The 18,560-nt window shown below is 73.2% G+C and carries 17 protein-coding genes; 13 read left to right on the top strand and 4 right to left on the bottom strand.

The features are described 5' to 3' along the window. On the top strand, positions 1 to 198 hold a 198-nt coding region (locus H288_RS32605), incomplete at its 5' end, for a flagellin (RefSeq protein ID WP_043712904.1). A gap of 328 nt (positions 199 to 526) precedes the next feature. Continuing rightward, the gene (locus tag H288_RS0120990) at positions 527 to 2,968 is read left to right on the top strand and encodes a PAS domain S-box protein (RefSeq protein ID WP_020094544.1); all 2,442 of its coding nucleotides are present in this window, start codon (positions 527 to 529) and stop codon (positions 2,966 to 2,968) included. Between the two features lie 339 nt (positions 2,969 to 3,307). Here H288_RS0120990 and H288_RS0120995 read toward each other — a convergent pair whose 3' ends face one another. The 4 genes from H288_RS0120995 to H288_RS33550 form a co-directional block, all read right to left on the bottom strand. Continuing rightward, positions 3,308 to 3,754, bottom strand: coding sequence for a lysozyme inhibitor LprI family protein (locus H288_RS0120995; RefSeq protein WP_020094545.1), 447 nt, complete (start codon positions 3,752 to 3,754; stop codon positions 3,308 to 3,310). Positions 3,755 to 3,855: 101 nt separating this feature from the next. Continuing rightward, positions 3,856 to 4,176 (bottom strand): YbjQ family protein, encoded by a 321-nt coding sequence (locus tag H288_RS0121000; RefSeq protein ID WP_020094546.1) that lies wholly within the window; start codon positions 4,174 to 4,176, stop codon positions 3,856 to 3,858. Positions 4,177 to 4,218: 42 nt separating this feature from the next. Next, entirely contained in the window at positions 4,219 to 4,623 is a 405-nt protein-coding gene (locus tag H288_RS0121005) for a lysozyme inhibitor LprI family protein (protein WP_051123767.1), read from the bottom strand. A 50-nt stretch (positions 4,624 to 4,673) separates the two neighbouring features. Continuing rightward, the gene (locus H288_RS33550; protein WP_020094548.1) at positions 4,674 to 5,726 is read right to left on the bottom strand and encodes a hypothetical protein; all 1,053 of its coding nucleotides are present in this window, start codon (positions 5,724 to 5,726) and stop codon (positions 4,674 to 4,676) included. A gap of 767 nt (positions 5,727 to 6,493) precedes the next feature. On the opposite strand from H288_RS33550, the gene H288_RS0121015 reads away from it, so the two are divergent. The 11 genes from H288_RS0121015 (at position 6,494) to H288_RS0121070 (ending at position 18,540) form a co-directional block, all read left to right on the top strand. Next, positions 6,494 to 6,751 (top strand): hypothetical protein, encoded by a 258-nt coding sequence (locus tag H288_RS0121015; protein ID WP_020094549.1) that lies wholly within the window; start codon positions 6,494 to 6,496, stop codon positions 6,749 to 6,751. 279 nt (positions 6,752 to 7,030) lie between these two features. Next, positions 7,031 to 9,124, top strand: coding sequence for a caspase family protein (locus H288_RS0121025; RefSeq protein ID WP_020094550.1), 2,094 nt, complete (start codon positions 7,031 to 7,033; stop codon positions 9,122 to 9,124). After that, entirely contained in the window at positions 9,121 to 10,455 is a 1,335-nt protein-coding gene (locus H288_RS0121030; RefSeq protein WP_020094551.1) for a hypothetical protein, read from the top strand. Before H288_RS0121025 ends, H288_RS0121030 begins: the two co-directional genes overlap by 4 nt. A gap of 161 nt (positions 10,456 to 10,616) precedes the next feature. Next, positions 10,617 to 12,008 carry a hypothetical protein gene (locus tag H288_RS0121035; protein ID WP_020094552.1) on the top strand — a complete coding sequence of 464 codons (1,392 nt, stop codon included), beginning with the start codon at positions 10,617 to 10,619 and terminating at the stop codon, positions 12,006 to 12,008. Continuing rightward, positions 12,005 to 12,517, top strand: a complete 513-nt coding sequence (locus H288_RS0121040; protein WP_020094553.1) for a hypothetical protein — start codon at positions 12,005 to 12,007, stop codon at positions 12,515 to 12,517. The genes H288_RS0121035 and H288_RS0121040 overlap by 4 nt, the downstream gene beginning before the upstream one ends. Positions 12,518 to 12,575: 58 nt before the next feature. Continuing rightward, entirely contained in the window at positions 12,576 to 13,706 is a 1,131-nt protein-coding gene (locus H288_RS0121045) for a hypothetical protein (RefSeq protein WP_026605160.1), read from the top strand. A gap of 80 nt (positions 13,707 to 13,786) precedes the next feature. After that, the gene (locus tag H288_RS0121050) at positions 13,787 to 14,767 is read left to right on the top strand and encodes a serine protease (RefSeq protein WP_020094554.1); all 981 of its coding nucleotides are present in this window, start codon (positions 13,787 to 13,789) and stop codon (positions 14,765 to 14,767) included. 106 nt (positions 14,768 to 14,873) lie between these two features. Next, on the top strand, positions 14,874 to 15,689 hold the full coding sequence (locus tag H288_RS0121055) for an OmpA family protein (RefSeq protein WP_020094555.1): 816 nt from the start codon (positions 14,874 to 14,876) through the stop codon (positions 15,687 to 15,689). Between the two features lie 62 nt (positions 15,690 to 15,751). Beyond that, entirely contained in the window at positions 15,752 to 16,720 is a 969-nt protein-coding gene (locus tag H288_RS0121060; RefSeq protein WP_020094556.1) for a hypothetical protein, read from the top strand. A 53-nt stretch (positions 16,721 to 16,773) separates the two neighbouring features. After that, positions 16,774 to 17,781, top strand: coding sequence for a hypothetical protein (locus H288_RS0121065; protein WP_020094557.1), 1,008 nt, complete (start codon positions 16,774 to 16,776; stop codon positions 17,779 to 17,781). A gap of 33 nt (positions 17,782 to 17,814) precedes the next feature. Continuing rightward, on the top strand, positions 17,815 to 18,540 hold the full coding sequence (locus H288_RS0121070; protein WP_020094558.1) for a hypothetical protein: 726 nt from the start codon (positions 17,815 to 17,817) through the stop codon (positions 18,538 to 18,540). Positions 18,541 to 18,560: the final 20 nt, after the last annotated feature.

The raw sequence follows: 18,560 nt of genomic DNA on the forward strand, positions 1-18,560 counted from the left end.
TCGGTGGTTCAGAACCGCCAGGACTTCTCCAAGCAGCTGATCAACGTGCTGCAGACGGGCTCGGCCAACCTGACCAACGCCGACCTGAACCAGGAGGCGGCGAACTCGCAGGCGCTGTCGACCCGCCAGTCGATGGGCATCTCGGCCCTGTCGCTGGCCAACTCAGCCCAGCAGGGCGTCCTCCAGCTCCTGCGGTAAGCGACACGCACCGCGTCGACCGAACGGCCGGAGTCGAACTCCGGCCGTTCTCGTTCGCGGGGTCCCGAGGTCGCATCCGGCCGGAACGCGAGAGACCGGTCCCGGCGGTACGACCGCCCGCAGCCCGCCGCTGTCCCCCGGATTCCAGTGGAGGCAGCGCCGGTCATCGCGGGTCAGGAACCGGCGGACCCGCCCCCTTTCGGCATCGCAGGATCCGAACGCCCGGTGTCCGACGCCGGCACTGTCGGGACCAGAGGTCACACCCCCTTCTCGCATCCGCGTGCCGGTTGCGGTTGGACGCGGCGGCGGCTCCGGATAAGACCGGGCCATGAGCATCGAAGATCTTCGGGGGGAGGTCGAGCGGCTGCGTCGGCGCGAGCGCGCGCTGGTTGATGAGAACGCGCGCCTGCGCGCGTCACAGGCCCCAGTCACCGCCCCGACAACCACTCTGGCCGGAGTCGGCACCGCCCGCTCCGATCTTCTGTTCACCGCCGCCGACAAGACCCGGATGGCGATGATCGTCACCGATCCGAACCTGCCCGACAACCCGATCGTCTTCGCCAACCGCGCCTTCCTGGAACTCTCCGGCTACTCGGCGGGAGAGCTGATCGGGCGCAATTGTCGCTTCCTCCAGGGGCCCGCGACGGATCCGGCCGATGTCGCCCGCATCCGCGATGCCATCGCCGCGCGGCGCGACGTGGTGGTCGAGCTGCTGAACTATCGGCGCGACGGCAGCACCTTCGTCAACGAACTCTACATCAGCCCCGTCTTCGGACCGCTCGGCGAGTTGCTGTTCTTCTTCGGCAGTCAGCTCGACCTCACCCGCTTCCGGCAGCGCGAGGCGCAGGCCGTCGAGCGGACCATCGCGCCGCGGCATGCCCGGGCGGACGACGCGGTGGGCTTCTGCATCGTCGAGCTGCGCTTCGACGGGGATGGCAGGGCCGCGGATTACCGCGTGGTGGAGACCAACGCCGCCTTCGAGGATCAGTCCGGCCTCGGCGCCGCGGCGGGACGCTGGATGAGCGCGCTCGAGCCGGACCACGCCCGACGCTGGTTCGACACCCTCGGTGAGGTAGCGCGATCCGGGCACAGCGCCCGGTTCAAGGGAGCCCTGTCGCGAACGGGGCCCATCCTCGACGTCCGCGCGATGCGGACCGGTAGCGGGACGCAGAACCGCGTCGCGATCCTTCTCGAGGATCCGGCGGCCCGGCAGGCGGACGAGGAGCGGCGGGAGGCCCGGACGCGCGACCGGAAGATCGAGCATGACCTGGTCTGGCGGACGAGCCGCGACCTTCTCGTGGTCTGCGCCCTCGACGGAACCTGCCAGGCGGTCAACCCGGCCTGGACGGAGCTGCTCGGGTGGCCGGCCGGCAGCTTGGTCGGCATCCGCATCGATACCCTGATCCATCCGGACGACGGCGAGACCGCGGCCAGCGCGTTCGAGACGCTGCGGACCGGCCACACGCTGTCGGACCTCGACGTCCGGTTCCGGACCGCCGACGGCGCGTATCGCTGGATCGCCTGGAACGCCATCGCGCGCGGGGACCGGTTCCACGCGACAGGGCGCGACGTCACGGAGCGCCGCGCCCTCGAGGAGCAGCTGCGTCAGTCGCAGAAGATGGAGGCCGTCGGGCAGCTCACCGGCGGCGTGGCGCACGACTTCAACAACCTGCTGACCGTCATCAAGTCGTCGACCGATCTGTTGAAGCGACCGGGCCTCAGCGAGGATCGGCGGGGCCGCTACGTCGACGCCATCGCCGACACGGTCGACCGCGCCGCCAGATTGACCAGCCAGTTGCTGGCCTTCGCGCGCCGGCAGGCACTCCGACCGTCGATCTTCGACGTGGTGCAGTCGGTGGCCGCCATCGCCGACATGGTCGGCACGCTGACCGGCGCGCGCATCCACGTCGCGACCGACACGGATGCCGGCACGGACGCGGACGGCCGCAGGCTGCGCTGCCACGTCGATGCCGACCCCAGCCAGTTCGACACGGCCCTCGTCAACCTCGTGGTGAACGCCCGCGATGCCATGCAGGGCGAGGGCCGCCTCGTGATCAAGGTGCGGCGCGCGGACCGGATCCCGGCGCTGCGGGCGCATCCGGCCGTGCCCGGCGATTTCGTGGCCGTGTCGGTCTCGGATACCGGCTCGGGCATCGAAGCGGACCTCCTCGAACGCATCTTCGAGCCGTTCTTCACGACGAAGGGCGTCGGCCACGGCACCGGCCTCGGCCTCAGCCAGGTGTTCGGCTTCGCCAAGCAGTCGGGCGGTGACGTCGCGGTCGACAGCGTCGTCGGCGTCGGGACCACCTTCACGCTGTTCCTGCCGCGGTCCCAGCAGGCGGAGGTCCAGGAGGGCGTGCCGGACGAGCCGGAGCCGCTCGCCGAGGGTCACGGCACGCCCGTCCTCGTGGTGGAGGACAACGAGGAGGTCGGCGCCTTCGCCCGGCAAGCCCTCGTGGAACTCGGCTACAGGGCTGTCTGGGTGAAGGACGCGCAGGCGGCCATCGCCACGATCGAAGCGAACGGCCAGGAGATCGAGATCGTCTTCTCCGACGTGGTGATGCCGGGCATGAACGGCGTCGATCTGGCCCGGGAGATCAGGCGCCGTCGTCCCTACCTGCCCGTCGTCCTCACCTCCGGCTACAGCCACGTGCTGGCGTCGGAGGGCACCGACGGCTTCGAGCTCCTGCACAAGCCCTACTCGGTGGCCGACCTCAGCCGGGCCCTGCGCAAGGCGCTCCGGGAACGGTCGGCGCTGACCTTCGGCTGACGAGGCCGCATCCGACCGGACCGACGCGCGTTACGTCCCCGACCGCCCGAAGATTCGGACAGGACACCGCACCATGTCGTCGGATACGCCGCGTCCCGGGGACGACCCGCTGCCACCCATCGACGACCCGCTGCCGGAGCCCGCACCGCCCGACGGGGACCCGCCGGCCGAGCCGCCGGCGCCGCGTCCTCCCGGTCCCATCGAAGCGGGGTGAGATCGGGCGCCGGACGGCCGCCCGTCCGCAGGCGGACGAGGACTGCATCGGGGCCGCAGGAGCTTCCGGCGGAACCGAAGTGTTCACCGGATCGCGACGAGCTGCTGGCGATGCCGCGCCGCTTCTCAATGCAGCGGGTAGCGGCTCAGCAGGTCGTCCGTCCTCTGGACGGTCTTGTCGTAGAGGCAAGCGGGCAGCGCCGCGTTCGCGCCGCTCCCGTTGGCCCACTCGCTGTCGGTCAGGTCGCCGCAATCCGCGTCCCGGAAGGCGATCCAGGCCCGCTGCGCCCGCTCGAGTCGCGTCTTCCAGAGCGCCCTGGCGTCGGGGTCCGGCGTGCGGTCGTCGTGATCGATCACCGACATCGCCTTCTTGTAGGCCGCGTTGAGCTTCGCGTCGGCCTCCTGCAGGGCGCGGGTCATGCACGCCGTCGTGCCCGGCGTCGAGGTCTCGGTCAGACACAGTTTCGCGGACGGCTGGTCGGCTTCGGCGGTCGTCGGCACGGCGAGGCAGGCGAGCAGCCCGGCAAGGACGGGGGCCGAGGCCGGCAGCAGGCAAGGGCGCTTGTGATTCATGGCACTGGGATCCGGTTCGCGCGTCGCATCGACCCGGCTGCGGGGTCCTGCGCGCGGCGGGTGACGGCGGGTCGGAGCGGAACGCGGCCCGGGCCGCGACCTCAGCGTGCCTCGACGACCACGGCGGTGCCGTAGGCGACGACGCCCATCATCGACTGGTCGGTGTCCGCGGTATCGAAACGCATCATGACGACGGCGTTGGCGCCGAGTTGCGCCGCGTTCTGCGCCATGCGGTCGATCGCCTGCGACCGCGCCTGCTCGATCAGCTGGCTGTACTCGCTGATCTCGCCGCCCATGATGCTGCGCAGTCCGGCGGTGAAATTGCCCACCGCACCGCGGCTGTGCACCACGGCGCCGAAGCAGGGGCCGCGGACCTCGCGCACGTGGTAATTCGGAATGTTTTCGGTCGTGACGATGATCATGGCAGCTCACTCGGCCGGGTGGTTGGGAAAGACGGGAGGCAGTCAGGGCGAGCACGACAGGTCGCCGCCCGGACACTTGATCTGGGCTGCCAGGTCCTGGATCCGCTGGCGCGTCAGCGTGATCTTGCACGCGCCCAGGAGCATCGGGGCGATGCTTCCGTTGTCGTCGGGCGTCAGCGTGTTGAAGCCGGTCCGCAGGTTGCACTCGGAATCGCGGAAGGCGATCCAGGCGCGCTCGGCGGCGACCAGATTGCGTCGGCCGTTCTCGTCGAGCTTGCTGCGCAGGGTCGCGTAGCGGCGGTTCAGCTCCGCATCGGCCCGGTCGAATTCCTGGGCCGTGCAGACGTTGGCGTCCATCTGGTTCGCGGAGGCGCCGCAATCGACCTCCGCCGCGTATCCGGCGGTCGGGACGAGGATCACGGCAGTGAGAATTGCGTTGCGCAGCATGGCGGACTCGGTGCGGGAGAGGGCGGACGACACGGCGGCCGATGCGCAGATCACGGGTCGTCGGACGCCGACTGTGCGTCGCGGGCCCGGAAGCCGTAATAGCCGCGGTCGGCGTCGTAGAGGACGTCGAAGCCGTTCAGGACATGCAGCCCCGTGTTGACGAAAGGCTGCGGGCGCACCGTGTTGAGGACGATGCGTTCGGGAGCGAGCGGCGCGGCTCGGTCGCCGACATCGATCGCGTAGCCGGCCGCGTCGCCGAACTGGAAGCCTAGACGCGTTCCCGGGCGGAGCATGGCGTGATCGCCCGCATCGGCCCGGAGGCTGTCGGCGACCTGGGACGGCGGCAGCGTCAGGAACATGCCGGTGACACCGGTATCGAGGAGCCCCCGGCCGCAGGCGGCGGGCTCACGGCCGTCGACGGTGATGCAGACGGGAACGCCGAGCCAGTCGCCCGGCACGTGCGGGTGCGGGTCGAGCTTCACGAAGCGGTAGCGGCCGCGCGTGTTGGCGCGCGTCAGGCCGACATGCACGCCGCGTCGGGTCAGCACGTAGCCGCGGCGCACCGAACCGGGTCCCGGCGGCTCCGCGTTGAGGAGCGGATTGGTGTCCGGCGTGCTCTGCGTCTGGCTGTCGTCCTCGCGGCCGAAACCGATCCCCATCATCGCCACGTGGGCCGGCGCCGCCTCGGGCGTGCAGCTGCGGGCGCGCGCGGTGCAGTCGATCCGGTCGACGGCGAGGACCCGGATGGGCTGCGTGACCACGCTCGCTCCATCGCGGCCGACGATGGAAACCGGGACGCGCACCCAGCGTCCGACCATGATCCGGCCGGAACTCGAGTAGGTCAGCCGTCCGGGCTCGCTCGGCAGGCTCTCGTTGTCGGGAATCCGAGCGGCTGAGACCACGATGCCGGTCGAACCGGTATCAACGAGCACCGGACGAGGCTCGCCGCCGAACGACAGGCCGAGGCGCGGGGACTTCGTGATGGCGTCGCCGGGCCGCGGCGCGTTGAGGAAGGGCAGGAAGATGCCGCGTCGGTCATCGCCGTAGCTCGGCCCATCGTCGGCCCGCGCCGGAATCGCCGGGCCGAGCAAGGCCGCGCTCACGATCCCGACGCCGAGGAGAGCCGAGACCGATCGGGTGTGAGGGTCCCCAGGACGGACGGTCAGGCAAGCTGAGCGCGGAGGATGCTGAAACACCTGGCACATGTCGGCCCCGGGAGATGTCGTTTCCGAGTCGACACCGCGCGCGATCCGCACCGGCGTCGAGAACAGCTCTGCAGTCCGCGCACGGTTGCGCAGGCGTGGCGGACCGGATCCGGGCGGTCGGCGGCGAGAGCCTGTCCACCCTCAGGCGGTCGGGAGCACGATCCGGTCCGCCACGCGCGCAGCCAATGCCACCACGAGAGATTTCATGAATATCTCTCAAATGAATAGAAGCGTTTAACAGTATTCGCCGTCCATCGCATAGACCCTCAACGATCAGTGGACGCTGTATTGACCCCTCTCCGATCCCGGGTCAACCAATCGTGAGAAATAGTGTTACCGGTTCAGTAAGCCGGGATGGCTTGCGGCGGATGATGAGCATTCGACGCCGTCGCGTCGCGTGTTCTGGACAGAACGCAGTGCCCGCGTCGCTCTCGATCGGAGCGCGCCGACGGTCCTGTGGGTCAAGGCTGATCGGGGTGACCCTGCCGTCGATGGCGACGGGCACCGCCGCCGTCGGGCGGTTACCGGACGACCGACGCCATCTCGGCCGCGCCTGTCGGAAGAAATTTTTCGCGTCACACCGCGCCGGCCGCACGAAACCGCGTCTGGCCGACCCATGCCCCTGTCGAGGCGGACGATCCACCGCCCGACCAGGGAGACCCGAGATGACCAAGACCAAGATCCTCGTCCTCGCCGCCAGCCTACTCTGCGCCGCGGGTCCCGCCCTCGCCCAGGAAGCCGCGCCGCAGCACGGGAACCAGGAGTTCCTCGGCGTCGATCTCGACAACGGCGGCGTCTACTACAACGGCCGCAACTCCGGCCGTTACTGCGTCTACCGCACGGTCGAGGTCTACAATCGCTACACCGGCTACTTCGAGGCGCGGCGCGCCCGCCGCTGCGGCCGCGGTCTCTACCTGCCGTGAGGAGCGAGACCATGCTGACCGCCCTCTCGCCGCTCCACCTCGCCGCCCTCAGCCTGATCGTCGCGTATCTCGGCTGGGGCTGAGATGCCCGCTCCCCGCGCCGGCACCTGTGCCCCCGATGTCATCCGCATCGTCGCGGAGCCCGCCTCGACCGGCCGCGCTCACACCGTGAGATTGTTTCCCGATCCTCCAGCGGATAACCCTGTCGCGCGTGCCGACCGGGTGCGCCCCGCTCCGAGGACGATGAAACCGGGCCGCGACCCGGACAGGAGGACGCGCTTGCCGAGAGCCAACCCGGTATCCGCGCTGCGGCGGGCCGCCCGCACCGCGCTCATCGTGATCGGGATGACCTGCCTCGCCCCGCTCGCGCCGGCCAGGGCCGCCCCGGATCCGGCAGCCTTCGCCGACAATGCCGATGCCGTGGCGGTGGTGATCGGGAACCGCAGCTACAAGCAGACCGTGCCTGTCGACTACGCGCACAACGATGCCGAGGCGATCCGCGCCTACCTGATCGAGCGCCTGGGCTACCGCGAGAGCAACGTCTTCCTCCTGAAGGACGCGACCCTCAACGAGTTCAACCAGGTCTTCGGCACCGAGCGGAATCCGCAATCCGGCCGCCTCTGGCGCAGCGTGCGCGAGGGCCGCTCGAACGTCTTCGTGTACTATTCCGGCCACGGCGTCCCGGATCTCGCCACCAAGCAGCCGTTCCTGCTGCCCGAGGACGGCAACCCGAACCAGGGCGAGAGCGGGTACGCGCTGGAGACCCTGTACCGCAACCTCGAGCTCGTGAAGCGCAAGATCGGCGCCGACCACCAGCTCGTCGTGATGGTCGATGCCTGCTTCACCGGCGAGACCGGCCGCAAGGGCGAGAGCCTGCTGGCTGTGTCCGCGCCCGGCTTCGCGCCCGCCCGGCCGAAGACGGAGGGCGGCATCGTCCGGCTGGTGGCGACATCGGGCGCGACACCGGCCAACTGGGACGAGGCGAACAAGCTCGGCCTGCTGACCAGCCGGTTCCTGATGGGTGTGTCGGGCCTCGCCGACGCGCGCGACCATCAGGGCGACGGCGACGGGCTCGTGCAGTGGACGGAGCTGAAGCGCTACCTCCGCCGCGAGGTGGAGGACGCGGCCCGCCGCGCGTCGGGCCGCGAGCAGGTACCCGAGATCGACGAGGCCCCGATCGTCCTCAAGGCTTCCCTGCCGGTGGCGGCCGTCGCGAAGGGGGTCGAGGCTATCCGGGACGAGGCGGCCTGGCGGCGGGCCGAAGCGCTCGGCACCCGGGAGGGCTTCGAGGCCTATATCGGCGCCTGCGGCGAGACCTGCCTGTACCGGCCTCAGGCCATGGACAGGCTCCTGGCCGGGCGGCGCCGGGACGCGGCGGCGATCGACCAGGAGAACTGGGCCAAGTTCGGGACCCAGCGGCAATATCAGGCCTATCTCGATTCCTGCGGCGAGGTCTGCGCCTATCGCAGCCTCGCCGAGGGCTATCTCGGCGGCAAGGACCCGAGCGCCGATCCGCGCGTCAAGCGCTGCGACGAGCTCGCCGCCGGCACGGACGATCCCGACCGTCCGAGCGGGGTCGCGGGCGTGAAGCTCGGCCGGATCGAGCCCGCCGCCGCGATCGACGCCTGCCGCGGGGCCGCGGCCGCCTATCCGGACCTGCGCCGGCTCTCCTACCAGCTCGGCCGCGCCTACGACCGGGCCGACCGCTACAAGGAGGCCTTCGCCGCCTACGACCGCGCCGCCAAGGCCGGGAGCATCTCGGCGCTGAACAACCTCGCCGCCCTCTACGAGAACGGCCAGGGCGTGAAGCGCCAGCAGGCCGAGGCGTTCCGCCTCTACCGGCAGGCGGGCGAAGGCGGGAACGTGGTGGCGCTGGCCAACGCCGCCCGGATGCTGGAGTACGGCAACGGCATCCCGAAGGACGAGGCGCAGGCGGTCGCCCTGTATCGCCGCGCCGTGGCCGGGGGCGACGTCGCGTCGATCAGCAAGCTCGTGCCGCACTACGCGACGGGCGCCTACGGCTTCCCGAAGGACCTGCGCCAGGGCTTCGACCTCTTCCGGCAAGCGGCGGACCGGGGCGACCCGGTGGCCATGGCCACGATGGCGACGCTGATCGACAACGGCTTCGGGCGGTATTTCCCCGGCGTGCGCTCGGCCGACTTGGTCCTGCGCGCGCTGAAGCACGGGGAACTCGGCGCCGCCTCCGTCTCGGCGACCGACACCGCCGCCCAGAAGCTCAAGCCCGAGACGATCCGCTCGGTGCAGCGCGCCATCAAGGACGCGGATTACTACACCGGTGCCCTGGACGGGCGGTTCAATCCGGTCTTCGTCCGCGCCCTCGATCAGTACGCCCGGGCGAACGAGACCGAATGAGGCGCCTTCTCCTCGCCGCGCTGCTGCTCGCCCCGGCGGCGGCGCGCGCCGACCCCGCGACGCAGACGCTGGCACCGTTCCTCGACGCGGTGGCGGCCTGTGCCGGCCGGCCGGACCTGACGCTCGCGGTCGTCGGCGTCGAGCCCGGCCAGACGGCCCTGTCGCGCGAGCAGTCCGAGGAAGTGCGCCTCGCCGTCGAGGCGCGGCTCCAGGCGACCGGCCGGGTCAGGCTGGCGGCGGCGGCCGACGTCGTGCGGATCAAGGCCCTGCGCGAGGGCACGACGGGCCTCTCGGGTGCGGAGGCCGAGGCGCAGATCCGGTCCGCCTTCGCGGGGGACGCGGCCGTGTTCCTGGTCGAGCCCAGCCGGGCCGGCGAGACCGCCTCCCTCCGGCTCCAGGCCGTGACGCAGAGCGCCGCCTGCAAGGCGACGAGCGACCCTCTGGTCGTGCCGATCCATGTCGGCGCCGGCGTCGCCGACGTCGACGCGGTCATGGACGGTGCGGTGAAGGCGTTCGCGCAGGCCGCACCGAATGCCGGCGCCGTCGAGGTCTGCCCGTTCGTGGCGGAGGGCGGCCATTCCACCTGTGCCGGCGCCCTCACGGACCGCCTCGTCATCGCCCTCGACGCGGAGGCCCGCTCGGCCAACCGGGTGCTCCGCGGCGCGCGCCTCGACGTGCGCCGCCGGCCGCCCGGCACCGCCTGCGCCGGCACCGTCACCGCGCGCGGCCGCTTCCGCACGGACCACGACCGGCAATCCTGGATGGAGGTCGAGTTCCAGCGCGACGGCGCCGTCCTGGCCCCGACGGGGCGACGCCGGATCGCGACGGAGGGGCTCGGCTGCGATCCCGTCCCGCGGCCGTTCCTGGATCACCTCGCCGCCACCGCGCGCACGGATGCCGGCCGCCTCTCGGTGGCGGCCGCCGCCACCCCGTTCGCGGCCGGTCAGCGCCTGGAGATGCGCATCGAGTCCCGCGTCGCGCAGAACCTGTACTGCTGGGTGGTCGCGGCCGACGAGACCGCCTTCGTCGCCCTGCCGGTGCGCGACAACCCGGCCTCGCAGCTGGCCCTCAAGCCGGGAGACTCGCGGCGCTATCCGCGGGGCTACGGCCTCGACGAGATCGTCGCGGGGGAGCCCTTCGAGAACCTGTTCGCCTGCTTCGGCGTGCCGGGCGGCCTGCCGCCGGAGCTCGCCGCGCGGTGGCTGGCGGCGGCGCCGGGCGCCGACGGCGAGGCGCGTCTCCTGCAGCCCCCGGACGTGCTGGACCTGCTCGACCGGATCCGGGCCACGCCCGGGGTCACGGAGGCCGCCGCGCGCGTCGTGGTGCGCTGAGCCGGAGCGCGACGGGATCAGAAGCGCGTCTGGGCCGCCCAGAGCAGACGGGTGGCGCCCGGATGGCCGCCGGAGGTCGACGGATGGCCGGTCGCGAGGTAACCATAAGGCGAATCGAACGATCACAAGGGGTTGCGTGGCAGCCCGCGACCGGGAGGCGCATGACGGGCGGATACGATGAGCGCTGCGCGGCCGACCTCGCCAACGTCGGCGACGGCCGCGATCTCTCCCGCGCCGACCGTGCCTGGCTCGCCCGCGTGGTCACGGGTGCCGTGCGCCCGAACCGCGACAAGCCCCTGTGGGACCTCGCCCACGCCCTCGCCGCGCTGGCCGAGGCGGCCGGGGCCCGCGACGGGCGCGATCTCATCACCCTCGCCCTGGACCCGGGCCTCGCGCGACCGGCCGCCCTCTCGGCGCGCTTCGGCGGCGGCCCGGCCGTCGACGACCGCGGCCCCGTGCTCGGCACCGCCTGGTCCACCGGCTGGGCCGGGCTCGCCCGGCTGCTCGCGCTGGCCGAGTTCGTGCTCACCGCGGAGGACCTGGCCCAGTTCGCGACCGTCGCGGGCTGGCTCGACGAACTCGCCGCCGCGCCCGACGCGGAAAGCGCGGCGATCCTGGCCAAGCGGCTGGCCCGGCATCTCGCCGCCTACCGGAACGCCCATCTGCCGCTGGCGCCGCTGGAGCGGCGCTTCCGGGCGCTCCTGACCTTCCTGGGCGGCCGCCGGTCGGTCGCGGACGACGACATCCTCGATTTCTGGCGCGCCGAGATGGCGACGGGCGAGCGACCGGGCTTCCGCATCGTCGCGGAGCATTTCGTGACCTTCGAGGCGGCCGGCCGCCTCCTCGAAGGCCTCGACGCCCTCGCGGCCCCCGCCGCCCTCGACGCCCACGCGGGCTGGGAGGAGCGGCTGGACGCGGCCCTGGGCGATCTCGCGGCCGCCGAACCCGCCGCGGCGCTGGCGACCGTCCTGGCGGACTGGCCGGAGGGCCCGAAGATCCTCACCGGCGCCGAGCGCGAGGACCTGGCCGACTTCCTGCGCCTCGAGCCCTACCACCGGACCCGCCCGCTGACGACGCTCCGCGCCGTGAGCTTCGGCCGGGTCCAGTCGGGCATCGCCAACCGCCTGCGCCGCGGCGGCGGCGGCGCCGCCATCGCCGAGCGGGCGACCTGCCTGGAGGCCGAGAGCTACGCCGAACTCCGGACGCGCGCGGGACTGCTCGCGGCCCATCTCGACCGGATGCTGCGCATCGCGGCGGCCCTCCGGATCGCCGATCGCGACGCGCTGCCCGAGGCGGTGCGGGGCGCGCTGGAGGCCGCCGAGGCCGACCTGCGCCGCGTCCGCCGCGCCGGATTCGACGATCGGGAGGGGCTCACGGCCGGGTTCGCGGCCGCCGAACCGGCGCTGCTGCGCCTCGCCGAGGCGGCGGCCGACCTGGAGCGGTCGCTCGACGGACTCGCCCGGCACCGGCCACTGGACGCGCTGTTCCCGGCGGATCGGGACGTCTTCGCGGTCGCGTTCGCGGCGGCCTATGCCGGGGAGGCCGCGGCGTGAGCGACGCGGCACGGCTCCTCGCCGAGATCCACGCGGCCCGCGCCCTCGTGCGCGATGCGGCGACGACCGCCCGGCCGGACCACGCGGGGCTCTGGGCCCACGCGACCCGTGCGCCCGACGGCCCGGTCGACCTCGCGACGGTGCGGGCGATCCGCGGCGACCCCGCGACGGCCCGGCGCTACCGGACGATGCTCGGCGCCCTGGCGCTCGCCCACGCGCCGCTCGCCGCGGCCGCCTCGGACGGCGCGATTCTCCGGCGCCGGGTCGGCGCCTTCGCGCTGGAGATCCTCGAGGCCGCGGACGGCGCGCCTCCGCTCCTCGTCCTGCGCGGCGAGTCGGGGCAGATGCCGCGGGTGATCGAGGCGTGGCTCGGCGACGAGACGGTCCGGCTCGACCTCGGTCCGGCGATCGAAGGCGCGGCGGTGCTCGCCCTCGACCCGGCCGTGCCGGACGCGGCCCTCATGGGCCGGATGCTCCGCGACCCGGCCTGCGCGGTGTTCCTGCTTTGACGAGCCGTCGGACGAGCTGGCAGGCCGGTCTCGGCCCGTCCGGGAGACCGGCCCGCGCATGACGCGTCCGGCCATCCTCGTCGTGGTGCCCACGACCCGCGGACCGCTGGTGCTGCGCGGGCTCAGGCCGCGCCCCGGCCTTCCGGCCCCGGCCGCCTTCGCGGACGGCGATTATCGCCCGCTGCCGTGGTCGGCCGATTACGCCCGGCTCTGCGGGGCCGCCGGCCCGCTCGCCCGGTGGACGGGCCGGACGCCGGAGCCCCACGAGCTGCGGCTGTCGGGCTCCTTCGATGCCGGACGCTCCTGGGAGGTTCCGGTCTGCCTGGCGCACGGCCTCGCCGAGGGCGGCCACCCGCTCGCCGCGGCACCGGAGGAGGCCGACCTCATCCTCTGGGCGACCGGCGCGGTCGATCTCGACCTCGCGGTGCTGCCCGGCGACTACGCGCTGCTCGACAAGATCGAGCGCTCGGCCGCGACGATCGCCGAGGCTCCGGACGCCGCGCTGGCGGTCCTCCTGCCGGACGGGCCGGAGCGCGCGCAAGCCGAGGCCGCCTTCCGCGGCATGGGCCGGAACGTACGGATCCTGCCGTCGCACAGCGTGCCCGCAGCCTTGGCCGCATTGACCGCGCCGCGACCTCCGGAGAGGGCCGAGACGCCGCCGGCGCGGCGATGGTGGCGTCTCGCATTGCCGGCCGGCGCCGTCGCGGCGGCCGGCCTCGCCGGTGTGCTCGCTCTCGGGGCCACGCGGCCCGATCCCGTCAGTGAGCCGCGCCCCGACGCGCCGCCCGGTCCCGCCAGCCCTCCCCCCAGCGTCGAAGTCCGGATCGCGTCGCCGATCCACGTCTCCGAGCTGCGCGCCCCGGCGGGCTCCTCCTGCCGCCGCGTCGCCTTCGGAGCCGACCCGCCCGAGCGGCGCCCGGTACCGGCGGAGTCGGGCGATCACCTGGCCGCGAGCCGCCTCACGCCGGACTTGTGCGGGCTCGCCATCGGAGCGGAGCCGGGCCTGCGCGTGCAGGTCGGGCCGGAACTGCGCGACGCCGCCCTCCCGGCCGTCCGGCTGGCGGACGGCGCGCTCGGCTATTTCCTGCGCGAGGGCGCGCGGCAGAACCTCGTCTACACGGTCCAGGCCGTTCCGGAGGCCGGAACCGGCGCGGTTGCCGGCCGCCTGGTCCACACCCTGGCGCGCTGATGAGAATCCGGCGTGTTGCGAATGCTGTCGACCGACCCCGCGAGCGCGGGCCGGATTCGCGGACCGAGAGGAGGGAGAGGATGATCGCGATGCGCCGGAGAGGCCCACTCCTTCTGGGAACGGCCTGCGCGCTGATCGTGCTCGGCCGCGGCGACGCCGCGCGGGCGCAGAGCGTCGGCTTCGATCCCGCCGATTACGGCCGGGCGCAGCTGCCCCTGCGCCAGACGACCGGCGACGCGGCCGCCTATGTCGACCAGAACAAGGGCGCCTTCGAGCCCGTGAGCGAGCTCGACCCGAAGGACGGCCTCGCGGCCCTCGCCCGACCGATCGGCCGCGTCGACATCGTGCTCCAGAACGGCCGCACCGGGCAGCAGGTCGGTGCCTCCTGCACGGGGACGCTCCTGACCGGCGACTACGTGCTGACCAACCACCATTGCCTGCCGCAATCGGGCGACCTGCGCCCGGTCAAGGCGTCGATCCTGATGGATTACCTGACCCTCGACGGGAAAGGCTCCCGCCGGTTCGAGATCGACCCGAAGCCCGTCGAGGTCGACGCCCGCCTCGACTTCGCCCTCGCCCGCGTGGCGGGCAATCCGACCGCGACCTACGGCGCCGCGCGGCTCTCGGGCGAGCCGGTGACGGCCAACCGATCGATGCTGGTCATCCACCATCCCCTCGGACGTCCGAAGGTGATGAGCCGCTTCCGCTGCTTCGCCATGAAGGACCAGGCCGAAGGCCCTGACCTGCGCCACCGCTGCGACACGCTCGGCGGCTCGTCCGGGTCGCTCATGTTCGACGCCTCCGTGGCCGGCATCGCGCTCCACAAGGAGGGCGGCCTCGATCCGAAGGATCCGACGAGCTTCAACAGCGCGACCCGCCTCTCGGCGATCTTGGGCCGGAGCCCGACCCTGGCGCGGATCGCGGCGGCCCAGGGGCGCCCGGTCGCCGCCGCGGATCCGGGGACCGGGCCGGTCGGGCCCGGCCCGGCACCCCAACCCAGGCCGGCGACCGACGGACCCCTCGACCCGGCCGGGATGAACGCCATCCTGCGGGGACGCTGAGCGCCGTCGCGAAGATCGCGAGGCCGGGCGACGAAAATCGCTCTGGGCCGCCCATGGTGGGGTGAGAGGGGCCGAAGCAAGGCCCGGGACACTGGAAGGGGAAGCGATGCGGACCCACGATCTGCCGCGCGCCGCGCGGGCGCGCCTCGGCCGCTCCGGACTGTTGCTCGCCGTCGGCCTCGCCCTCGCGCTGGCCGCGCCCGCGCGGGCGAACCCGCTCACCGAGGTGCCGGGTGCCCGGGCAGCGCAGCCGGACGAAGCGCCTCCGCCGCGGGACCCGGCCGCGGAGCGGGCGGAGGCCGAGGAGGCGCGGGCCGCGAACCCAGGGGCGACCGCGATCATCCGGTCGCTCGCGCCGTTCGCCGACGGCAATCCGGGAGCGCCCGCGCGGCCGCTGGCGGTCAGCCCCGACGACGGCGGCCCGGCGGTCCGCGTCGTTCCCGCCCGGTCGATCGATCTCACCGTGTTCTTCGCCTACGACAGCGCGCGCCTGACCCCCGAAGCGCGCATCCAGCTCGAACCGCTCGGCGAGGCCCTGCGCGCCGAGCCGCTCGCGGGCCACGGATTCCTGATCGCCGGCCACACCGACGCCGCCGGCGGCCGCGCCTACAACCGCCGCCTCTCCCTGGCCCGGGCCCGGGCCGTGAAGGCGCATCTCGTCGAGACCTACGGCATCGCGCCGGAGCGCCTGCGCGTCCACGGCTGGGGACCCGCGCGGCCGAAGGATCCCGACGCACCCCTGTCACGGGTGAACCGCAGGGTGGAGGTCAGCCTGATCGCGCCGGCCCGCAGCGGTGCCCTGCGCTTCGTCCTGCCGGTCGCGGATCGCACTTGCACCGACTTGGCCGACCCGCGCCTGCGGACGGATCTCGACCTCGACGATTTCCGCGCGGCGCCGACCCCGCGTCCCTGCACCGAATGACGCCAACTCGCCTCACCGACGGTCCGAAGACGGAGAGACCCGCGATGTCCTGGAGGATCCCGATGCCCCACGTCCGTACCACCGCGTTCCGCACCACCGCGTTCCGCGCCGCCTGCCTCGCCGTCCTGGCCCTCGGGTCCGCCTACGCGGCACCGGCACGGGCGCAGACCAAGCCCAACGTCGTCGTGATGGGCGAGGACGCCGACGAGGACGCGGTGCCCCGCGGCAACCGCATCTTCCAGCGCGTGATCCACGAGCTGTCCGAGACCATGAATCTGCGCGGCTACAACGTCTACGACGAGACCGCCGTCGCGATGGGGTTCACCCAGGCCAACCGGGTGCGCCGGCGGGATGCCGAGCTGATCGAGGTCGCCCGCGCGGTCCAGAATCCGCCGCTCGACGTGGTGGCGGTGTTCCAGATCTACGCGTCGGCGTCGAAATCCGCCTACTCGGATATCGTGCGGCCTGAGATCCGTATTCCCGGACGCCTCCTCAACGTCCGCACCGGTCAGTCGCTCGGCTCGTTCGAGGTGGCCGGGCTCCAGCTGCCGCCCCTGCCTCAGGGGTGCGACCGCGAGTGCCTGCTCGAGCGGGTCGGCGCCGAGGCGAAGACGGTGGCCGCCGACCTCGCGGCCGCCCTCACCGCGAAGCTCGACGGCGTCATAGCGCCCCGCCGCGGTGCCGATGCCGGCGCTGCGCCCCCTGACGCCGCTCCGGTCGGCGGCGCCGTGGCGGCGGCGCCCGGCGGCGAGGGCTGCGGGGGCTTGCCCAGCGCCTACGTCGTCCGTCTGAGCGGCTTCTCGGCCCAGGAGGTCCAGGCGGCCGAGGAGTACATGGCGGCCTTCCGCTGCTACGAGCACCACCGTCCGGTGCGCGCGAGCGGGGCCAGCACCGAGTACTGGTACGAGACCCGCTCGGATTCCGCCCGGCTCGGCCGGAACCTCCGCCTGATGCTGGAGCACATGAGCGCGCCGGGTCAGGTCCAGTTCTCGGGCAACACCTTCGTCATCAGCCGCGTGGCGACGCGGTAGCCGAACCTTCGCCTTCCCCGCCTCGTCGTCCCACCGTTCCCTGAAGGTTGACCATGTCGGTTCGCGAGCGCCTGCGCGGCGCCCTCTCCCATCTTGTCCCGCCACGCCCGGCGCGGCGCGTCATCCTGGCCGGACTGGTCTTCGCGCCCCTGGCTATCGCGGGTATGGCCCGCGATGCCCGGGCCGACCCGGTCTTTCCGGGCGCCGGCGCCCTCGGCCTGACGCCGCCGGCCGGGATGAGCGTGAGCCGGCGCTTCGCCGGTTTCGAACATCCGGCCGGCGCGTCGATCATCCTGGTGGAGATGCCGCCGGAGGCCTGGGACCAGATCAATGGCCGGTTCACCCCCGAGGCGCTGGCCGCCACGGGCTTCCGGGTGAAGGGCGGGGCCGAGCCCCTGCCGGTCGCGGGCGGTGAGGGCTTCGTCCTGCGCGGCACCCAGCCGGCCAACGGCCTGACCTACGCGAAATGGGTCGCCATCGTGCGCGGCGCCCCCGGGACCGGGCTCGTCACCGTGCAGGTGCCCGAGAAGGCGGCCCGGCAGGTGCCCGCCGCTTCCGTCGAGGCCGCCCTCCGCACGATCGCGTTCCGCGCGAAGGCGAGCCTGACCGATCAGGTCGCGGCGCTGCCCTACACGGTCGGCGACATGGCGGGCTACCGGCCGACCGCGGTCTTCGCGGGCAACAGCCTCCTCCTCACCGAGGGACCCAAGGACGTCGATCCCGAGCGCGAGCAGCCGGTGATCGTCGTCGCGCCCTCGCTCGGCCAGGCGCCGGTCCCGGCGGGCGCGGAAGTCGCGGTCGCCCGCCGGCTGTTCGCGGCGCAGAAGGACTTCGCCGACGTGAACGTCACGGACGAGGCGCGGTCCAGTCGCGGCGAGGCGGTCGTCGTGCGGCTGCGCGGCACCGGGACCGACACCAAGAGCGGCCGTGCCCTCGGCGTGACGCAGACGATGGTCTTCGACGGCCAGCGCTACCTGCGGGTGCTGGGCTTCGCCGATGCCGGTCGCCCCGACGCCCTGGACAGGGCCGACCGTGTCGCCGCCTCGGTGGCGATGCGCTGACCGACCTCTGCACCCACAACGAGAGCCTTCCCGATGCGCCCGCCGCTCCTCGCCCCGCTGCTCCTGGTCTCCGCCCTCGCCCTGCTCGCTGGCCCGGCGCGCGCGGAGGAGAACGAGTGCCGGCGGTCCCCCTCGCTCGCGTCCGGCGCGCCCCCAACCTTCGGGCGCATCAGCGCGCCGGGGCGCACGGCCTTCGTCAAGGACGGGCTCGCCCGCGCCGGCTGCCCGGACCCGAGCGCCGCCTGCCGCGAGCGCGCCTACCTGGTGAGCGCCGATCCCGTCATCCTCGGCGAGCGACGCGGCGCCTATGTCTGCGCCCACTATCGGGGCGCGGGCGACGATATGGGCCGGACAGGCTGGCTCCCGGGCGAGGCCGTCGCCGTCGAGCCGCCCGGTGCCGTCGCGCCTGCGGACTGGCTCGGCACCTGGACCCGTGCGGAGGCGCGCATCCGCATCACCCAGGCCGACAAGCCGGGGCTGCTCACCTTCGGGGGCGACGCCACCTGGGGCGCCGGGGATCCGGAGCGGGCGCGCCGCGGCGGCGTCCATATCGGCGAATTCGCCGGCACGGTCGCCCCGCAGGGCGCCGCGGCGAGCTTCGCCGTCGGCGAGAACGGGGCGCTGCCAGTCGAGGCCGGTGACGCGTCCGATTGCAAGGTCTGGCTGCGGCGGGTCGGCCCCTGGCTGGTCGTCGACGACAACCTCGGCTGCGGAGGCGTCAACGTCACCTTCCGCGGCCTCTATCGCCGCCAGCCATGAGCGGCGCGGCGCGGCGCGGC

Origin of the sequence: Methylobacterium sp. 285MFTsu5.1 (assembly GCF_000383455.1) — a bacterium.
Classification (GTDB): domain Bacteria; phylum Pseudomonadota; class Alphaproteobacteria; order Rhizobiales; family Beijerinckiaceae; genus Methylobacterium.

Bases quoted from the DNA above. Each gene is read 5' to 3' on its own strand.
- H288_RS0121045 (WP_026605160.1), top strand. From the start codon at position 12,576: ATGACGCGTCCGGCCATCCTCGTCGTGGTGCCCACGACCCGCGGACCG.
- H288_RS0121055 (WP_020094555.1), top strand. From the start codon at position 14,874: ATGCGGACCCACGATCTGCCGCGCGCCGCGCGGGCGCGCCTCGGCCGC.
- H288_RS0120990 (WP_020094544.1), top strand. From the start codon at position 527: ATGAGCATCGAAGATCTTCGGGGGGAGGTCGAGCGGCTGCGTCGGCGC.
- H288_RS0121005 (WP_051123767.1), bottom strand. From the start codon at position 4,623: ATGCTGCGCAACGCAATTCTCACTGCCGTGATCCTCGTCCCGACCGCC.
- H288_RS0121060 (WP_020094556.1), top strand. From the start codon at position 15,752: ATGCCCCACGTCCGTACCACCGCGTTCCGCACCACCGCGTTCCGCGCC.
- H288_RS0121015 (WP_020094549.1), top strand. From the start codon at position 6,494: ATGACCAAGACCAAGATCCTCGTCCTCGCCGCCAGCCTACTCTGCGCC.
- H288_RS0121035 (WP_020094552.1), top strand. From the start codon at position 10,617: ATGACGGGCGGATACGATGAGCGCTGCGCGGCCGACCTCGCCAACGTC.
- H288_RS0120995 (WP_020094545.1), bottom strand. From the start codon at position 3,754: ATGAATCACAAGCGCCCTTGCCTGCTGCCGGCCTCGGCCCCCGTCCTT.
- H288_RS0121065 (WP_020094557.1), top strand. From the start codon at position 16,774: ATGTCGGTTCGCGAGCGCCTGCGCGGCGCCCTCTCCCATCTTGTCCCG.
- H288_RS0121070 (WP_020094558.1), top strand. From the start codon at position 17,815: ATGCGCCCGCCGCTCCTCGCCCCGCTGCTCCTGGTCTCCGCCCTCGCC.
- H288_RS0121000 (WP_020094546.1), bottom strand. From the start codon at position 4,176: ATGATCATCGTCACGACCGAAAACATTCCGAATTACCACGTGCGCGAG.
- H288_RS0121050 (WP_020094554.1), top strand. From the start codon at position 13,787: ATGATCGCGATGCGCCGGAGAGGCCCACTCCTTCTGGGAACGGCCTGC.
- H288_RS0121030 (WP_020094551.1), top strand. From the start codon at position 9,121: ATGAGGCGCCTTCTCCTCGCCGCGCTGCTGCTCGCCCCGGCGGCGGCG.